Genomic DNA, 18,707 nt, shown 5'->3' with positions numbered 1-18,707 from the left:
AAGACCGCTCAAAAGGCTTAAAACATTACGGCGGCTCCACTCAGCGCTTAGTTTAACCAAAAAGGAAGATCACCTTTTTGGTTAAACTAAAATAAGTTATCTGTATCTTTATTTACTGGTGTTGAGCTTGTTAGGATGAGTTTTTCTGTTCGTTCTACTGCATCATTGACGTATTTTTCTACTTCGATGTATTGTTCGTATTTATTAGCTTGTTCTCTTTTTGGCCTTGTTTTTGAATCTGGTGGTAAGAAGATTGTGCAGCAATCCTCAAATGGTAAAATCGATGTTTCATACGTTTCAATTTTTTTAGCAATTTCAATGACCTCAAGCTTGTCCATTGTAACTAACGGACGGATAATTGGCAAGTTCGTTACTTCATTAATTGTATTCATGCTGTGCAACGTCTGACTAGCAACTTGTCCTAAACTTTCTCCCGTACCAAGAGCAAGGATTTTTCGTTCTTGGGCAATTTTCTCACTAATACGAAGCATGACTCTTCTCATAATTGTCATTTGTAAATTACTTGGGATGTGTTGATGAATATGCTTTTGCACATCTGTAAAAGGTACAAGATGCAACACGACAGAGCTTCCATATTTCGTCAATGCCTTCGCCAGATCGATAACTTTTTGCTTTGCTCGCTCATTAGTATATGGGGGACTGTGAAAATGCACAGCCTCAATTTTTGCTCCACGTTTCAACGTTAAGTAGCCCGCAACTGGACTATCAATTCCACCCGATAATAACAACAATACTTTTCCACTCGTTCCTACAGGTAGGCCCCCTGCTCCCGCATAAGAACCTGATGTTACGTAGGTTGCTGTTTCACGCACTTCTACTCGGATGTCTACATCTGGATTATGAACATCCACTGTAATTCCATTCGTATTCGCTAAGACATATCCGCCAATTTCCCGATTTAGCTGCATTGTATCAAGTGGAAAAGGTTTATAAGCTCTTCTTGCAGTAATTTTAAAGGTTTGAACACCTTCATGATCCTTCAATACTTGAAGAGCACCTTTTTGCATCGATTCAATGTCATTTTCGACTTTCAATGCCAAACTAAATGAATGGATACCAAAAATGTGTTTTAATTTATCAACGACAAGTTCGTGGTTTTCACCATTTAATTTGATAACAATCCGACCATATGTGCGTTTAATTTCTAAGTTAGAAAATGATTTTAAACTCATTTTAATATTTTGCTGCAATGATTTTTCAAAGATGGAGCGATTTTTGCCTTTTAATGCTAATTCTCCAAACCTAATTAATATATGATCATATGTCATGAATTTACAACCTCCAATAATTCCGGAATAATAACTTTTAATTCAGCTATTAATTGATCCAACTCAGCAGCTGTTGTTTCAAAAGAGAAACTAACACGTATGCCTGAGTTTGCTCTTTCCTCACTTAGACCCATCGCTAGCAATACTCGGCTCGGTTCTGAAGCCTTTGATGAACAAGCAGATTTCGTAGATACATAGATGTCTTTTGCAGTTAATGATTGAACAATTACTTCTGGCTTCGCACCCGGAATTGAGAAATTAACGATATGAGGAGCTGCGTTATGTTCTGGACTATTAATAACAACTCCTTCTAATTCCTTTAACTTTGTAATCAAATAATGACGTAAATGTTCGAGTTCTTTGCGTTTATTATCTTGTTCAAACGATAATCGTAATGCTTTTGCCATTGCGACAATCCCTGCTACATTTTCCGTACCCGCTCTAAGACGGCTTTCTTGCGCTCCGCCATGAAAGAGTGCATCGATTTTCAATCCTTCTCTAACAAATAAAAAGCCATTCCCCTTTAACCCATGAAATTTATGAGCAGAAAACGTACATAAGTCTATTCCAGATTTACGCAATTCTAAAGGGACTTTCGTGACCCCTTGAACATGATCAACATGAAAAAGAATTTGATGGTAACTTTTTAGAAGCTGACCGATTTCTTTAATAGGTAAGATCGTTCCTGTCTCATTGTTTACATGAATCATTGAAACAATAATTGTATCAGAACGAATTTCTTTTTTTACTCGCTCTACGCTTACGCTACCTTCTTGATCAACAGGTAAATAAGTTACGTCAAACCCTTCCTTTTCAAGCTGAACGAAAGCTTCATCAGCTGAAGGGTGCTCGACTCGAGTAGTAATTATGTGTTTGCCACGGTTTTGTTTTGCTCGAGCCGCCCCTTTTATTGCTATATTATTTCCTTCTGTTCCACCAGAAGTGAAGATGATTTCATTAGCTCCTACACCAAGTAGTCGGGCAATACGGTTTCTAGATTCACCAATTAACCCTTCTGCCTGCATACCGAGAGAGTGAAGAGAAGATGGATTTCCAAAATAGGTCGATGCAACTTTCGCATACGTTTCAACCACTTCCTGAAACGGTTTAGTCGTTGCACTATTATCTAAGTAAATCATCATTTACTCCCCCTATACCTCATTTTTATTTACGCATCCATATATGTTAGCATAAAATCTTTAAATAACAAGATGCATTATCAATATTGCCAGTTATTCACATGATAGTATGAAAAAGCACCGATTTTTTAAAACAAGAGTTTAACTAAAAAAAAAGCTAGCTCCGACATCTTTTGTCGGAGCTAGCTTTTTTACTATACGGGCATATACCCTTTGACAACATCCAATACATTTGGCTCATATTTCTCTATGACAGAAACAGCACAGTTTAAAGCTTCTTCATATTCATATTGTCTAAACAACAATTCAGCCTCCAACAAGCCTGCAGCAACATCTTCTGATCGACTTCGATAGCGATTGCCGTATTGAATGACTTTTTCTGCTAAATCAGCGACCTCTACTATCTCAATGACCATCTCTTGATTCTTTTTAACAATCGTTTCTGCTTCTTCAACTAACACTGTTACCCTGCCTAACTCCAGCGGTACTTGAGCTAATTGATCAGCTGCCCGAACTAACGTTTCATCAGCATTTTCTAATTGATCTAGTGTATGTTGTGGCATTCCTGGAATATTGCTCTTTTTTAGAACACGATACGTCTCCATCATGATGTCTTGAAGAGACTGTAGGGTCTCCTTCGCCGTTCGTTCATCTTCTCTTAAAGCAAACAACGTTGCTTTCTCTTGTTCAATTTCTTCAGTAAGCTTGTTCATTTCATTTTGCCATACATCTACCATTTCTCGAATCGATGTATAAGTCTGCTTTTGATGTTCTGCTAAATCCGTTAGAACATATAACTGGTTCGTCAAATCATGAACATTTTCTTTAATTTGTTTTTGAGTACTCAATTGTTGTTTTGAAACAAAATAGCTTTTTTGTACATCCATTGTCTCGTAAGACAACGCCTCGACTTTTCGTTCGCTTTCTTCAATTTGAGACTTCAATTGCTCTAGTTGGTCAAAAACATACTGTTTCGATTCAACCTCGAACTCTAGCGTATCATAAAGCTGTTCAATTTTATTTGAGAGCTCAAAAAGCTTCTCCTCGGCTCCATCACATTTTAAAACAACTAAATCCTCTTTAACTTTATCAAGTTCTTGTTCCATTTGCTCTAGTCTTGAATGTAGTGAAAATGGCTCTAGCTGATAGCCAGCTGACTCCATTTCTTCCATCCCATCTCTTATCTCTTTCATTTCAGCCGGAATTCTTGTTTCAACCTGTACAAGAAGCTTAGGGTACTGCTCTACTAATGTTTCTAATTGAATAACTATTTCATTAGCCGAAACAAGGTGTTCTCTAGCTTTTAAGTAACTACCATCAGCCGTTTCCTGATCAAACATTTCAAGTTGTTCGTTAATTTGGTCCATTTTTTCATCAAAGGACGTAAGACCAGGACCCAAAGATCCACGTTTCTTCGTAATTGTTGAAAATAGTTCTTTATAAGCTGTACGCACTTCATCAATTTCGCTTCTGTTTTGCTCCTCACTTTGAACAAGGCTTTTGACATCATCTAATAAAGTCTTAATTTGTTCTTCAATGCTAACGAGACGCTTTTCAGTTAGCTCTAATAGCTGTTTCGCTTTATTAAAACGGTTTTTTCCAGCAAGATCCTCTATATCAAATAACTTTTCTTCGATATCTGGCAAGATCCCCCCAACAATTTCGTCCCATTCATTGCGCCATGTTTCAAACTTTTCTTCTGTCTGACCTGACATATGTAAATGTTTCACTTTGCCAATTTCATCAGGAATATCTCGATTTAAAATACCATTTTTCCATTCCTCTAATCGGTCTACTTCCTTATATACACGCTTTCGTATAACGGAACTAACAATTATAAAAATAGCAACAATGGCTATGGTAATGTATATTAAGTAATAAAACATAGGAGGACTCCCTTCTTTTGCTCATTAGTCGTTACATTTCAATATAGCTTCTTGTTGTTTCTGCAAATAAAACAAAAATCCTCTATTTTTGACAAATTTGTCTAAGATTTTTACGATTTTGATAGTTTCTATGATACCATGAAATAGCTAGTTTGTATCCATTTTATAAGTTCAAATCTGTAAAATAAAAACAAAACGAGAGAAATTGACTTTTCATTCTCATTAGTAAGGAGAGAAATGAATGATACATGATGGTCACATTCACAGTCCTTATTGTCCTCATGGTACGAAAGATTCGTTTGAGAAGTATTGTGAGTTAGCAATTCAAAAAAAAATAAAAGGAATTACGTTCACAGAGCATGCTCCTCTCCCTCCTTCTTTTCAAGACCCTACTCCCTTGAAAGATAGTGGGATGAATCCAGATGATTTGCAAGACTATTTCAAAGAAATTCAAGCACTAAAACGGCATTATAATAAACATCTTACTATTTATGCTGGATTAGAAATTGATTATATTGAAGGTTATGAAAAAGAAACATCAGACTTTCTAAATGAAATTGGTCCGCTGTTAGATGACAGTATTTTATCCGTACATTTTTTAAAAATTAATGAGAAGTACCTTTGTATTGATTACAGCCCTGATGTTTTTTCAGATGCCATTAAACAATTAGGATCAACGGAATCTGTGCATAAGCTCTATTATCAAACGGTTACGAAGTCAATTGAAATGGACTTAGGTCCTTTTAAACCTAAGCGTATTGGTCATATCACACTAGCTAGGAAATTCATTCAGAAATTCCCAGTAGCTAGTGACTTCTCTGAAGAAACTAATTTAATTCTGCATCAGATCAAGAAAAAAGGGTATGCGCTCGATTATAATGGCGCGGGTTGTACCAAGCCATTATGTAAAGAGCCCTACCCTAATGAACTAATTATTAAAAAGGCCATCGATCTTGCCATCCCACTTGTGTATGGTTCAGACGCCCATCAAGCGAATGGATTAATGTCAGGAGTCAACCAACTTTATCCAAAAGCAAGTTTTACGAGACCCTTATCCTTATTAAGAAATAGACCTTGGCAGTAAATACGTAGTCGTAGTTGTATACTCTTGCTGACTCTTGCATAGCCAAAGATCAATCCAATGTCTAATATGCTTCATATATCTTTCAATAAAGTACGGTTCGGTTGTTGTAATCTGGTAGAGCTCGCTTAAGTAATGGGGAGATTGGAAAGGCATAATAATCATCGTTCGTAGATGAATGACAGCAAAGTCAAGTGGTTGCTTCCGAAATTCTCCCCTTCTCATACCAGAGCGAATAAGCTCTTCTAAGTCATGTTTTTCTTTTCTTAAATATGTTGTCATAAGTTCTCGCACTAAAACTGAGTCCATAGTCATTTCACGATGAACCATCCGAGCGACAAAATGATTTTCAGATTGATATTGAAGAAGTGCTTTTATTAGTGAAAGTAACTGTTCTTTTGTAGAATTTAGTGATTTCTCTAGTTCGGTTTTTATTATTTGCAAATGTCCTTCAAGAAACTGAGTCATCAACTCTTCATAGAGGCCTTTTTTTCCACCAAAATGATAGGAGACAAGAGCGACATTGACGTTAGCCTTACTAGCGATATCTCGAACCGAGGTACCATCAAAACCTTGAGTATGAAAAAGTCGAACAGCAGCATCAATAATTCTATCTTTTTTTGTTTCCTTCATAATTGGTAGCCCTCCTTGTATATCCTTCCTCTTAAAATTTTCGTGCTAGTAAGCAATTTTCCTCTATGAATCGCTCGACAAAAAACATTGACTTTTCAACAAAATTCTTGCTTTGCCCCATCATTTTCGACTCCACGTTCCTCTCTTGATTTTCTTTTGAGTATGCTTTTTGTATAATTTCATGTAAAATGTCACAATAGATTTTTTCAAAAGAAAGGTTGGATGGGCATGTTCGCAAAAGAAGCATATAAAGGTACGTTGGAAGAACAATATAAGACACTTTCAAAGCAGCTAGATGCTTTATTAACCGGTGAGGAAGATCTTATCGCCAATCTAGCAAATGCAAGTGCACTATTAGCTCAATTTCTAGACGATGTGAATTGGGTAGGATTTTATCTATTGAAGAAAGAAGGCTTAGTATTAGGGCCATTTCAAGGTTTACCTGCATGTGTAAGAATCCCAGTAGGAAAAGGAGTGTGCGGAACTGCTGTAGAAAGAGATGAAACGATGCTAGTTGAGGATGTTCATCAATTCCCGGGCCATATCGCATGTGATGCAGCGTCTCGTTCAGAAATTGTCATCCCAATACATCATTACAATTCAATTGTTGCCATCTTAGACATTGACAGCCCTCTTCTAGCAAGGTTTACAAAAGAAGAGCAACGTTATTTAGAGGAATTTGTAACAGTTCTTGAGAAACATATCGTTTTATAAATAAGAAATGAGGTTGTCTCATTAGCCCCATGTTAAGATGCAAAACGTTCATTCTAGAATGCTTGCAGATCTGAAACTTGTTTTTAGACAATGTCAGGTTGACATTTAAATATAATCTTCATATAATAGATTTTGTGTGAAATAAGACAGCCACGGTAAACATACAATGTTCCTTCATTTTGTTCCTCGATGCGGCTGCATATTGACGAGGTGCATCGTGTAACTTCTAGCTGTCGAAGCGAAGATGCATGAAAGCAAAATGAACATTGTTAGAGATTGCCAGCCGGTTGTTATTTTGCAACATCAAAATAACAAGGAGGAGTCAAATTATGGCTCGTTATACAGGTCCATCTTGGAAATTATCTCGTCGTTTAGGAATTTCACTAAGCGGTACGGGTAAAGAATTAGCAAAACGTCCGTATGCTCCAGGGCAACACGGTCCAAACCAACGCAAAAAGCTTTCTGAATATGGTTTACAACTTCAAGAAAAGCAAAAGCTTCGTCACATGTACGGAGTAAATGAGCGTCAATTCCGTCGCATCTTTGATGATGCTGGTAAAATGACTGGAATTCACGGTGAGAACTTCATGATTCTTCTTGAGTCTCGTCTTGATAACCTAGTTTACCGTATGGGTCTTGCGCGTACTCGTCGTGCTGCTCGTCAATTAGTTAACCATGGTCACATCTTAGTTGATGGAAGCCGCGTAGATATCCCGTCTTACCGCGTAAAGCCTGGTCAAACAATCGGCGTTCGTGAAAAGTCACGCAACCTTGATGTAATTAAGGAAGCTCTTGAAGGAAACGACTTCGTTCCAGCTTACGTAACTTTTGATGCTGATAGCTTACAAGGAACTTACAGCCGTCTTCCAGAACGTTCTGAACTTCCTGCTGAAATCACAGAAGCTCTTATCGTCGAGTTCTATTCACGTTAAGATTTATTGGAAAAAGTCAGTCTTATTGGACTGGCTTTTTCTTTTTCCTTGCAAGAAGAACAGATAGGCCTAGTCATTTTGGAAAAGCGGTTGGTCATACGAAATAGAGACGGAAAATCGTTGCGATTTTCCGTCTCTTATTTTATACCCTTCAGTGAGTTGCAGATTATTAGTTGCTGCTCCATTTTTAAGGAAGCATGTAATATTCTAAGTGATGTTATTGTTCTACGTACGGTTTCATGAAAGGACTTTCTCATTCTTTTCTAAGTGGTTTCGGCGTTCATCACACCGATGAGGCATTTTTCCTCTCTCTTTTTCAGTAGTTCGGGCCTTCATAGACTTTATCAACCCAGCTCATTTTATTTAGTCAGTTTCATAAATTTGCGTTTTCCAACCTGAAGGATTAAACCATCTTCTATTTCTACTTGTTGTTGAACGTCTTCTACTTTTTCTTCATTAATCTTCACGCCGCCATTTTGAATCATTCTTCTCGCTTCACCTTTTGAGCTCATCATCTTAAGTTCTACAAGTAGATCAACGATCCAAACTGATGATTCGCCTTCCCATTTTGTTTCAGGAAGGTCTGTTGGAAGAGAGCGTTTTTGGAAGACTGTTTGGAAGTAAGTTCTAGCCTCTTCTGCAGCTTCTTTTCCGTGATACATTTCAACGAAGAGTGCTCCTAGATTCATTTTCGCATCTCTCGGATGTACACTGCCATCTGCTAAACCTGCTTCTAACTTTTCAATCTCCTCCATCGGTAAGTCAGTTGCTAGCTTATAATATTTAATCATTAACTCATCGGGAATAGACATGGACTTACCAAAAATTTCATTTGGTGCTTCGTCGATGCCAATATAGTTGTTTAATGATTTAGACATCTTCCGTTCTCCATCAAGCCCCTCAATTAAAGGCAGCGTCAAAGCTACTTGCTTTTCTTTTCCATAAGCTTCTTGCAATGTTCTTCCCATTAAAAGATTAAATTTTTGATCCGTTCCCCCAACTTCAATATCCGTATCTAATGCGACCGAATCATAACCTTGCATTAACGGATAGAAAAATTCATGGACAGAAATAGGCTGGCCTGATTTATAACGTTTTTCAAAATCATCTCGCTCTAACATTCTAGCAACGGTCATATTCGCAGCAAGCTTTACCACATCTTCAAACTGTAATGGTTTTAACCATTCAGAATTGTAGTAAATCGTGACTTTATCCATATCTAAAATTTTCCCATATTGTTCAACATATGTCTCTGCATTTTTCTTTACTTCTTCATCTGTTAACTGCTTACGCGTCTCTGACTTACCTGTTGGATCACCAATTCTTCCGGTAAAATCACCGATTAACATTTGAATCTCATGTCCTAATTCTTGAAACTGACGTAATTTATGAAGTGGAACCGTATGACCAATATGAACATCTGGTGCAGATGGGTCCATTCCTAATTTAATTTTTAAAGGCTTCCCTGTCGCTACGGATTTTTCGATCTTCTTTCTAAAGTCAGCTTCTGGAACAATCTCAACGACTCCACGTTGTAGATAAGCGAGTTGTCTCTCTACTTCTGCTTGCTGTTGTTCTGTTAATGTAAATTCTTTTTCCATGTTCATACCCCATTCTATTTTTTATATAAAAAAAAGACCTCTCCCCTAAATAAGGGACGAGGTCTTCGCGTTACCACCCTTGTTGAAGAGAAAAATGCACATTTTTCTCACATGCATATTTTTCCCTTCCACTTCATTTATTTAACGGTATAACCGTTCTTTGCTTATAACAAAGAAAGCTCCTGACTGTAATTCATCCTAACCTTATGTGCTAATTCACAGCGACCATTAGCTCTCTTGTACAGGGAAGATAAGGACTACTTCGATCATTCTTCGCTTTTAACATATTTATTTTTATGTATTGTCTTAAAAGCCAATAGCAATGCTTCTTTTTTACCATAACAAAACTACATTGTCAATCCTATTTCTACCATATCGTCATTCGACACCATATGATATAATATTTACTGAAATATGGGAGGTTTGCTATGAATCATAACGAATCATCATTTATAGAGAAACTAAAAAGGTTTCCAAGAAAATTACATGAATTAAAGGTATTTCGTAAGATCGGCATTACATACCAAGTGTTTTGGAACTTATTCCTTATATTCTTACTTGTCGGATGTATGACGCTCTTTTTCGTTGGCGGTACTGCAGCTGGATATTTCGCAGCATTAGTAAAAGATGAACCATTGCGAACAGCGGATGAAATGCGAACTCAAATTTATGACTATGAAGAAACGAGCGTTGCGTATTTTGCTGATGATCGGTATTTAGGTGAATTGCCTTCAGACATTGAGCGTTACCAAGTTGCATTAGAGGACATATCTCCACATCTTAAAAATGCCATTATTGCAACTGAGGATGAGTATTTCTACGAACACGAAGGAATTGTACCTAAGGCAATTATGCGTGCAACATTCCAAGAATTTGCTAACTCGTCCTTACAAACTGGTGGAAGTACGCTCACACAACAACTTATCAAAAATCAAATTTTAACAAGTGAAGTATCTTTCGATCGTAAAGCCACTGAAATTTTACTCGCCATGCGTTTGGAGCACTTTTTGGATAAAGACGAAATTCTTGAAGCTTACCTAAATATTGTTCCATTTGGCCGTAATTCTTCCGGCCGTCAAATTGCTGGAGTTCAAGCTGCAGCAACTGGAATATTCGGTGTAGATGCCAGTGAACTGTCAATCCCGCAAGCTGCCTATATTGCAGGATTGCCTCAAAGTCCATTTGGTTATACTCCTTTTTTACCTGGTGGTGAGGTAAAAGAGAACCTTGATCCAAGTATGAATCGAATGAGAACGGTTCTTTCGAGAATGCATGAGTCAGGTTTTATTACAGAAGATGAGTTAGCAGATGCACTTGCTTATGATATTACCGGAGACTTTACTGAAAGAACTCCTGCTCCAATTGAAAAGTATCCGTATTTAACGAACGAAGTGCTAAGCCGTGCAGCTGATGTATTGGCTGAGCAAATGTTAAATAATAGTGATCAAGACCTTGGTGAGCTTACTACAGAAGAACTTCTGGAAGTCGAAGCGACTTATAAACAGCAGGCTAGAAGTGAATTAAGAAATAATGGTTACCATATTCATACAACCATTGATGAAGATATTTATAATGCAATGCAGGATGCAGTGAAAACAGATCATTTATTTGGCCCTGAAAAAAATGGTCAACAAGAAGAAGTCGGTGCTGTATTAATTGAAAATCGAACAGGAGCCATTAAAGGATTTGTAGGTGGACGCGAGGAAGTTTATGGAAGAGAGTTTAACCGAGCTACAGGAGCGTACAGACAGAATGGATCAACGATGAAGCCATTGCTTGCATATGCTCCAGCATTGGACATTGGAGCTATTCAACCGGGAATAGTGGTACCCGATACACCGACTACCTATCCAGGCGGTGAACCATTATCAAACTTTGATAACAGTCATCAAGGGCTTCTTTCAGTTCGACAGTCTCTTGCTAGATCTCGTAACATCCCAGCCGTTCGTTCGTTCTTAATGGTTCCACATGAGCAGTCACGTGAGACACTACAAAAATTAGGCTTTAAACTTAATAGTGGAGAACCTTACCCTTCTGCTCCACTCGGTTCAACAGATTACAATGTTACGGTTGAACAAAATACGAATGCATATGCTACTTTTGCAAATGGTGGAAAGTATGTCGAATCGTATATGATTGAACGCATTGAAACTGCAGCTGGGGAAGTCATTTATGAACATGAGCCGACAGAAGTCGAAGTGTTTAGCCCGCAAGCTTCATACTTAACGTTAGATATGCTACGTGATGTATTAAAGGCTGGCGGAACAGCAAGCACTTTGCCAGGCAGACTAAACTTTTCTGCAGACTGGGCTGGGAAAACAGGAACGACAAGTAACACGCGTGATTCTTGGTTTGTTGGAACCAATCCTAACGTAACATTAGGTGTATGGATTGGGTATGATAGGCAAGAACAAATCTCTACGACGGTTAATGGATTACGTTCCGGACCGAGAACTCAGCAAATTTGGGCGAATATCGCGAATGCCGCCCACAGTAAAAATTCAGAGCTAATGGCTCCTAGTGAACGCTTTGCACGTCCTGACGGGATTGTCTCCCGTTCAATTTGCAGCTTGACTGGGCTTTTACCTTCATCGATTTGTCAGCAAGCCGGTCTTGTGACAACCGATTTATTTGATGCGAGATATGTACCAAATCAAACAGATGATAGTTTAGAAAGTGCACGCTATGTAACCATTAACGGAAAGAACTTTTTAGCTCTATCAAACACACCTTCTGAATTTACACAAGAAGGCGTGATGGTATCAGATGTTATTGATGGGATTGGTGATATTTCTAACTATCTACCAGATAATATGAAGAACTTAATTCCAGATAAAAAAGCACCAGACAACGGAAATACTCCAAGTGCTGTTAGTGGAGTTACGTTAAATAGCGACACTCTTTCATGGTCTAAACACTCCGATAACGATATTGTCGGTTATCGAATTTATAGAGCCGAAAATGAGAGTACAGATTACCGTTTCTATAATCATGTTAGAGGGAATGAATCAACCTCATTCAATGTGAATGGGAAAAACTATTCTTATTATGTTACTGCCGTCGATGCTGCTGGCCGTGAATCTTCTGCTTCTTCTATAGTTGAAGGGAAGAATTATTCTCCAGAACCTAAGCCAGAAGTAAAAGAGGAGAAGGAAGACGAAGAGGGAGAAAAAGAAAAGGAAGATAAAAAAGATAAAAAAGAGAAGGAAGATGTGGATGAGGATGAGGATGTAGATGAGGATGTAGATGAGGATGTAGATGAGGATGTAGATGAGGATTAATCTAGTAATGGCTGGGTAACTTACTACCTGAATCATAGAATTAGCGTTTTGAACTGTACTCCAATTGTTAATTGGGGTACAGTTTTTTCGTATATTGTTCCTATTGAAAAATGAAACTTATTTAACTTTTGTATCGTTCTATAATCAGTTAAAGAAGGAGTGATAATATGAGCAAGTTAAAGTTACTAGCTGCCCTTTCATTCATGATAGGCGGAATATTCACTGGCTATCTAGTAGTAGTAGCGAATACAACAGGAGCAACTGAAAATAAGGAGTTTACTGATTCGAGTGATGAGGCAGTCGTTTCTAAAAAGAAGTTTCTTTCGTTTGCTGGAATCATTTCAGAAGTTAAACTAGAAAGTGAAACCATATCTCTCATCGTTAAAGATGAAAAGACAGAAATGTTATTCCCTCTTGTAAATGAAACTCTCGTTGTTTCAGCAAAAACAGGAAAACGTAATCCAGAACTCATTGAAGGCCAATTTGTTGAAGTTTATTACAATTCCAACAAACCAGCACCAATGATTTATCCTCCTACCATTACACCAGATATGATTTTTGTTGGAGATGAGTCTGATCTGCAGCAAGTAAAGCTAGATACCTTTGATCAAAATTTAGTTAGCGAAGACAATGAACTTAAGCTACATATTAGTAGTGATACGGTTATCATTAATAGCCGTGGAGAAACGCTAGAGGAAGCTGACATATCAGGTAACACATTATTTGTTTTTTATACTATTACATCACGAAGTATACCAGCTCAAACAACACCACATATGATCATAGTTATTGATAAATAATGATATCACTCGAAAAAGCCTCCACCAAATGAGGAGGGCACTGAAAAAGGTTGATTTGTACCTTTTCAGTGCCCTCTCAAATGAGTGTAGGCTTTTCTAGATTAATCTTCCATTGTTGATAAGTCGCCCGTCGGTAAGTCTAATTCCCATGCTTTTAATACACGTCTCATAATCTTACCGCTACGCGTTTTAGGCAGTTTTGCTCTAAACTCTATTTCACGAGGAGCAGCATGTGCAGCAAGACCTTTTTTTACAAAGTTACGAATATCTTCTTTTAACTCATCCGTCACTTCGTATCCATCTCTTAATGCAACAAACGCTTTAATGATCTCCCCTCTTACAGGATCTGGCTTCCCAATTACACCAGCTTCTGCAACAGCAGGGTGCTCAACTAACTTGCTCTCTACTTCAAATGGACCGACTCTCTCACCAGAAGTCATAATTACATCATCAATTCTGCCTTGGAACCAGAAGTAACCATCTTCATCCATATATGCAGAGTCTCCTGAAACATACCAACCTTCAATTTCAAAATAACTATTGTATTTCTCTTCGTTCTTCCATACAGCACGCATCATCGACGGCCAACCCTTTTCGATTGCAAGATTACCCATGCGATTAGGTGGTAGCTCATTTCCTTTATCGTCAATGATTGCTGCTTTCACACCTGGAATTGGTTTACCCATTGAGCCAGGGCGTACTTCCATGGATGGATAGTTACAAATAACTTGTGCCCCTGTTTCTGTCATCCACCACGTATCATGAATGCGAAGATCAAACACTTTCTTGCCCCAACGAACAACTTCTGGATTAAGAGGTTCACCGACACTTAACATATGGCGTAGATTTGTAAGATCATATTTCTTTACGACCTCATCACCAGCACTCATTAGCATCCTAAATGCTGTTGGCGCACTATACCAAACAGAAACTTTATACTTTTCTAACGTTTCATACCAATCCTGAGGACTAAATCTTCCTCCACGAATTACATTTGTCACCCCAACCAGCCATGGGCCAAAGATTCCATAAGATGTTCCCGTTACCCAACCCGGGTCAGCTGTACACCAATATACGTCATCATCCTTTAAATCTAATACCCATTTTGCTGTTTGATAATGTTGAAGCATTGCATTATGCACATGCAAGACTCCTTTTGGCTTCCCTGTTGATCCAGATGTGTAATGTAAAATGAGACCATCTTCACGATCAACCCACTCAATATCAAGTTCCTCACTTGCGGCATTTAAGCGAGTTAATAAATTTAAATAGCACCCGTTTTCTTCATGTGATTCATCAACAATAAATACTGTTTCAAGATGTGGTAAATCGTCTACTGGAACTCTCTCTAGTAGAGCTGGAGTTGTAATTAGTACCTTCGCTTCACTATCTTCTAAACGATCGCGTACCGCTCCTTCCATAAATGCTTCAAACAAAGGCCCAACAATCGCCCCTACTTTTATTGCACCAAGTACAGAAAAGTAAAGTTCAGGTGAACGAGGCATAAAGATAAACACACGATCGCCTTTTTCAACCCCAGCACCTTTTAAAACATTCCCTGCTTTATTCGAATATTTTTTCATATCAGCAAATGTATATTGCTCTTCACGATTCGCATCACTATAGTAGAGTGCTACTTTGCTAGCTTTGCCTTCCTCTACATGGCGATCAATCGCTTCGAATGCTAGATTTACATTCCCTGTTTTACTCCAAGTAAATTGTGATTCTGTTGTCTTCCAATCGAAAGACTGTACAGTCTGTTCATAATTCTCTAAATTGTGATTTCCCTTTACAGATGGAAGCGCTTGCATAGCCATAATACATCTTCCTCTCTTTTATGTATTTTCAATTTATAGTATAATACATCCAGAATATTATATCAATTTCAAATTTTAACATTAGCCATTTTTTAGGAAAAAAGTATTATAAAGCGTTTTCTTGACAAAACAATGACGTTTAAACACTAGTCTACCAACATCATGTATAATATAACAGAATAGGCTCTGTAAAGGTGGTTACGTAATCATGATTCATCAAAAGACATATTACTCAATGGAAGTCCCTTTTGAAGATCGTACTCTCTTATTAGAAGCTCCTCTTTCTTCTAAGGCATTACAATCTTATGACTTCCATTCAGGTCTTGTTGCTTTTCGCCCCCCCAATCAACAAAAAGAAGCATTATTAGAAATTGCTGATTTACCAGAAGGACGTATTAATGTTGTAAGAGATGGCAATATGATCGTTGGCTACGTCACTTTTGTGTATCCTGATCCCATGGAACGTTGGTCTGAAGGGAAAATGGATAATTTAATCGAACTTGGCGCCATTGAAATTGCACCGGAATATCGCGGTGCCAAAATTGGCAAGAACCTTCTACGGTTATCTGTACAAGACGATGCAATGGAAGATTATATTATTATTACGACTGAATACTATTGGCATTGGGATTTAAAAGGTAGCGGTTTAGACGTTTGGGAGTATAGAAAAGTGATGGAGAAAATAATGAATGCGGGCGGCTTAGAATGGTTTGCAACGGATGATCCTGAGATCTGTTCCCACCCAGCTAATTGTTTAATGGCTCGAATTGGAAAACGTGTGGATACAAACTCTATACAGCAATTTGATCAACTTCGCTTTCAAAATCGATTTATGTACTAAGGTGGTGTATATCAATGATTATTGAACATATTATGAAACGTAATGTTATTACTCTTACTGAAACATCAACGATTAAAGAAGCAATGCAACTTCTTGAGCTACATGAATTTCGGCACATCCCTATTGTGAATGAAAGTAATAAACTGGTTGGGATTGTATCTGACAATGATATTCGAGATGCAAGTCCTTCTATATTTCACTTCACTGATCATCTAGACGATTTCTTAAAGCCTATCTCATCAATCATGAAACAAAATGTTATTACAGCCCATCCACTTGATTTTGTTGAAGAAGTATCAACCCTTTTTTATGAACATCATATTGGATGCTTACCTATTTTAGATGATGATGAGTTAGTAGGCATCGTCACAGAAACCGACATGCTTCATACATTAGTAGAATTAATGGGAGCTCATCAACCTAGTTCTCATATTGAGGTAAAAGTTGAAAATATAACTGGAAAACTTTCAGATATTGCTGCTATTTTTAAAGAGTTAAATATGAATATAACAAGTGTTTTGGTTTATCCCCATCAAGATCCTGCTTACAAAATACTTGTTTTTCGAGTCCAAACGATTGATCCGAGAAAAGTAGTTAAAGTGATTGAGGAAAAAGGGTATGAGGTAATTTGGCCAAGTGAGCCGAGGATCGTATGATGAAGAAGGATGCGGTATTTATTTTTTCTAATGAACAACTTGCATACCGTTTTAATGAAAAACATCCCTTCAATCACTTACGTCTTCAGCTCACATATGATTTATTAACTAGTTTACATGCATTAGATTCAAGCCTCATTCTTCCTCCGCGAATGGCTACAGATAACGAAATTGCGCTTATCCATGATGAGGAATTTATTCATGCGGTTAAATCTGCTAGTAAAGGAATGTTGGATGAAGCTATTGCTTCAAATTATGGGCTTGGAACCGAAGATACTCCTATTTTCCCCCATATGCATGAAGCGGCGTCCTTACTAGTTGGTGGTACATTGCAAGCAGTCGATGAAGTTATGTCCGGCAATGCGAATCATGCGCTACACCTTGGCGGAGGATTGCATCATGGTTTTAAAGGGAAAGCATCAGGCTTTTGTATTTATAATGATAGCTCTATCGCAATTGAATATATGAAAAGAAAATATGGAGCACGTGTATTATATGTTGATACAGATGCCCACCATGGAGATGGAGTACAATGGTCGTTCTATGACGATCCTGATGTTTGCACACTCAGCATTCATGAAACTGGTCGATATCTCTTTCCTGGGACAGGCCAGGTACATGAAAAAGGATCTGGGAAAGGCTATGGGTTCTCAATCAATGTTCCGGTTGATGCTTTCACGGAGGACGAGTCTTTTTTAGAAGTTTATGAAACTGCTTTTCGTGAAGTTGTCGAGTTTTTTAAACCTGATGTAATCCTAACTCAAAATGGTGCAGATGCTCATCACTATGATCCATTAACACATCTCTGTTCAACGATCAAAACCTATAAATACATACCTAAGTTAGCTCATGAGTTAGCTCATGAATATTGTGATGGTCGGTGGATTGCAGTAGGTGGCGGTGGTTATGATATCTGGAGAGTTGTACCACGGGCTTGGGCTTTAATATGGCTTACCATGACTAATCAAATAAATCAGCTTGATCAAGGAATTCCACCATCGTGGATTCAAAAATGGTCTGATCAATCAGAAGATCCATTACCTACATTATGGGAGGATGGCAACATCGTACCTAGTATCCCTCGCAGACCAGAAATCACAGATAAAAATAATAAAACATTAGAAAAAGCCTTGTTTTACATAAGGAACGAGTTGAAACGATGATCTTTTTGTTGTTTCCAAAAAACGAGAGGTCACTGAAAAGGTAAAACCGCCTTTTCAGTGACCTCTTTGCCCTATTTGGAAACTTCTTATTACCCTTTTAACATCTTCACAATATTTGACACAAGAAGATGTGATTGTTCACTCGCTAACTCTGTGAATTCTTGAAAATTAATAGAAGCTTCTCCATTAGCTTTGTCTGACATCGAACGAATAATGACAAAAGGAACGTCATTCATCACCGCAACTTGAGCAACTGAGGCTCCTTCCATTTCAACACAGGCTGCAGTAAATTCCTCGCGTAAACTTGTTACATATTCGTTATCTGCGATAAATTGATCTCCACTAACAATTCTTCCTTGAACAATATGGCGTTTCGTTAATGTCTCGGCTGCACGAACTGCTATTCTACCAAGTTCTTCATCAGCCTGGAAATCAGATGACCCATCAAAATACGGAATTTGACCTTTTTTAAAACCTAATGCAGTTACGTCAAGGTCATGCTGCATTGCACTTGTAGAAATAACTAAATCTCCTACATCTAACGATTCGTCGACAGCACCTGCAACACCCGTAAAAAGAAGGTGCGAAATAGCAAACTTATCAATAAGAATTTGAGTAGTAAGAGCTGCATTTACCTTACCTACTCCACTTTTACATAGAATGATGTCTTGCTCATGCATCGTACCTTCATAAAAAGTCACAGTAGCAATTGTATGAGTACTTATGACGTTCATTTCTGATTTCATTCTTTCAATTTCTTCATTCATTGCACCAATAATTCCAATTTTCATTTTTACCCTCCTCGTATTATATCTTTAAGAGCTCTCATTTAGAGATTTCCAGTTGATCCGGATTAACAAGAACCCTTTAAATG

Annotated in this window: 15 protein-coding genes and 1 other annotated feature; of the genes, 8 read left to right on the top strand and 7 right to left on the bottom strand. The window is 37.8% G+C overall.

Going from position 1 to position 18,707, the window contains the following annotated elements; all coding sequences use genetic code 11:
- Positions 1-86: 86 nt before the first annotated feature.
- The 3 genes from thiI to ezrA all read right to left on the bottom strand — a co-directional run bounded on the left by thiI (position 87) and on the right by ezrA (position 4,314).
- On the bottom strand, positions 87-1,289 hold the full coding sequence (gene thiI / locus SAY88_RS22955; protein WP_332634628.1) for a tRNA uracil 4-sulfurtransferase ThiI: 1,203 nt from the start codon (positions 1,287-1,289) through the stop codon (positions 87-89).
- Entirely contained in the window at positions 1,286-2,428 is a 1,143-nt protein-coding gene (locus SAY88_RS22950; RefSeq protein ID WP_332634631.1) for a cysteine desulfurase family protein, read from the bottom strand. Before SAY88_RS22950 ends, thiI begins: the two co-directional genes overlap by 4 nt.
- A gap of 194 nt (positions 2,429-2,622) precedes the next feature.
- Positions 2,623-4,314, bottom strand: coding sequence for a septation ring formation regulator EzrA (gene ezrA / locus SAY88_RS22945; protein WP_332634627.1), 1,692 nt, complete (start codon positions 4,312-4,314; stop codon positions 2,623-2,625).
- A gap of 241 nt (positions 4,315-4,555) precedes the next feature.
- Between ezrA and hisJ the strand changes: the two genes are divergently transcribed.
- Positions 4,556-5,398, top strand: coding sequence for a histidinol-phosphatase HisJ (gene hisJ, locus SAY88_RS22940; protein WP_332634626.1), 843 nt, complete (start codon positions 4,556-4,558; stop codon positions 5,396-5,398).
- Here hisJ and refZ read toward each other — a convergent pair.
- Complete coding sequence (gene refZ / locus SAY88_RS22935; RefSeq protein WP_332634625.1) at positions 5,375-6,028, bottom strand: forespore capture DNA-binding protein RefZ; 654 nt, start codon at positions 6,026-6,028, stop codon at positions 5,375-5,377. The two genes, hisJ and refZ, sit on opposite strands and share 24 nt — an antisense overlap.
- A gap of 228 nt (positions 6,029-6,256) precedes the next feature.
- On the opposite strand from refZ, the gene SAY88_RS22930 reads away from it, so the two are divergent.
- Positions 6,257-6,742 (top strand): GAF domain-containing protein, encoded by a 486-nt coding sequence (locus SAY88_RS22930; RefSeq protein ID WP_332634623.1) that lies wholly within the window; start codon positions 6,257-6,259, stop codon positions 6,740-6,742.
- Positions 6,743-7,071: 329 nt separating this feature from the next.
- A complete protein-coding gene (gene rpsD, locus SAY88_RS22925) occupies positions 7,072-7,674 on the top strand; it encodes a 30S ribosomal protein S4 (RefSeq protein ID WP_034629813.1) in 603 nt (200 codons plus the stop codon).
- 359 nt (positions 7,675-8,033) lie between these two features.
- Here rpsD and tyrS read toward each other — a convergent pair whose 3' ends face one another.
- The gene (gene tyrS, locus SAY88_RS22920) at positions 8,034-9,275 is read right to left on the bottom strand and encodes a tyrosine--tRNA ligase (protein ID WP_332634622.1); all 1,242 of its coding nucleotides are present in this window, start codon (positions 9,273-9,275) and stop codon (positions 8,034-8,036) included.
- 49 nt (positions 9,276-9,324) lie between these two features.
- Positions 9,325-9,558: a binding site (T-box leader), on the bottom strand.
- 145 nt (positions 9,559-9,703) lie between these two features.
- Here tyrS and SAY88_RS22915 point away from each other — a divergent pair.
- Positions 9,704-12,556 (top strand): transglycosylase domain-containing protein, encoded by a 2,853-nt coding sequence (locus tag SAY88_RS22915; protein WP_332634621.1) that lies wholly within the window; start codon positions 9,704-9,706, stop codon positions 12,554-12,556.
- Between the two features lie 167 nt (positions 12,557-12,723).
- Positions 12,724-13,356: a hypothetical protein gene (locus SAY88_RS22910; RefSeq protein ID WP_332634620.1), complete on the top strand. Its 633-nt coding sequence runs from the start codon at positions 12,724-12,726 to the stop codon at positions 13,354-13,356.
- Positions 13,357-13,457: 101 nt separating this feature from the next.
- On the opposite strand, the gene acsA is transcribed toward SAY88_RS22910, so the two are convergent.
- Entirely contained in the window at positions 13,458-15,173 is a 1,716-nt protein-coding gene (gene acsA, locus SAY88_RS22905) for an acetate--CoA ligase (protein WP_332634618.1), read from the bottom strand.
- A gap of 208 nt (positions 15,174-15,381) precedes the next feature.
- Here acsA and SAY88_RS22900 point away from each other — a divergent pair, with 208 nt between their 5' ends.
- Genes SAY88_RS22900 through SAY88_RS22890 form a run of 3 tightly spaced genes read left to right on the top strand, consistent with a single transcriptional unit; the run spans position 15,382 to position 17,833 of the window.
- Positions 15,382-16,014: a GNAT family N-acetyltransferase gene (locus SAY88_RS22900; RefSeq protein ID WP_332634617.1), complete on the top strand. Its 633-nt coding sequence runs from the start codon at positions 15,382-15,384 to the stop codon at positions 16,012-16,014.
- A gap of 14 nt (positions 16,015-16,028) precedes the next feature.
- Positions 16,029-16,670, top strand: a complete 642-nt coding sequence (locus SAY88_RS22895; protein WP_332634616.1) for an acetoin utilization AcuB family protein — start codon at positions 16,029-16,031, stop codon at positions 16,668-16,670.
- Positions 16,670-17,833 (top strand): acetoin utilization protein AcuC, encoded by a 1,164-nt coding sequence (locus SAY88_RS22890; RefSeq protein ID WP_332634630.1) that lies wholly within the window; start codon positions 16,670-16,672, stop codon positions 17,831-17,833. Before SAY88_RS22895 ends, SAY88_RS22890 begins: the two co-directional genes overlap by 1 nt.
- Positions 17,834-17,922: 89 nt before the next feature.
- Here the strand turns inward: SAY88_RS22890 and SAY88_RS22885 are convergent, their stop codons facing one another.
- Positions 17,923-18,624, bottom strand: a complete 702-nt coding sequence (locus SAY88_RS22885; protein WP_332634615.1) for a 5'-methylthioadenosine/adenosylhomocysteine nucleosidase — start codon at positions 18,622-18,624, stop codon at positions 17,923-17,925.
- Positions 18,625-18,707 lie beyond the last annotated feature (83 nt).

This window comes from Halalkalibacter flavus (assembly GCF_036663575.1).
In the GTDB taxonomy this organism is placed as follows: Bacteria; Bacillota; Bacilli; order Bacillales; family Bacillaceae_D; genus Halalkalibacter; species Halalkalibacter flavus.
This window is presented reverse-complemented; position numbering and strand designations above follow the sequence as displayed.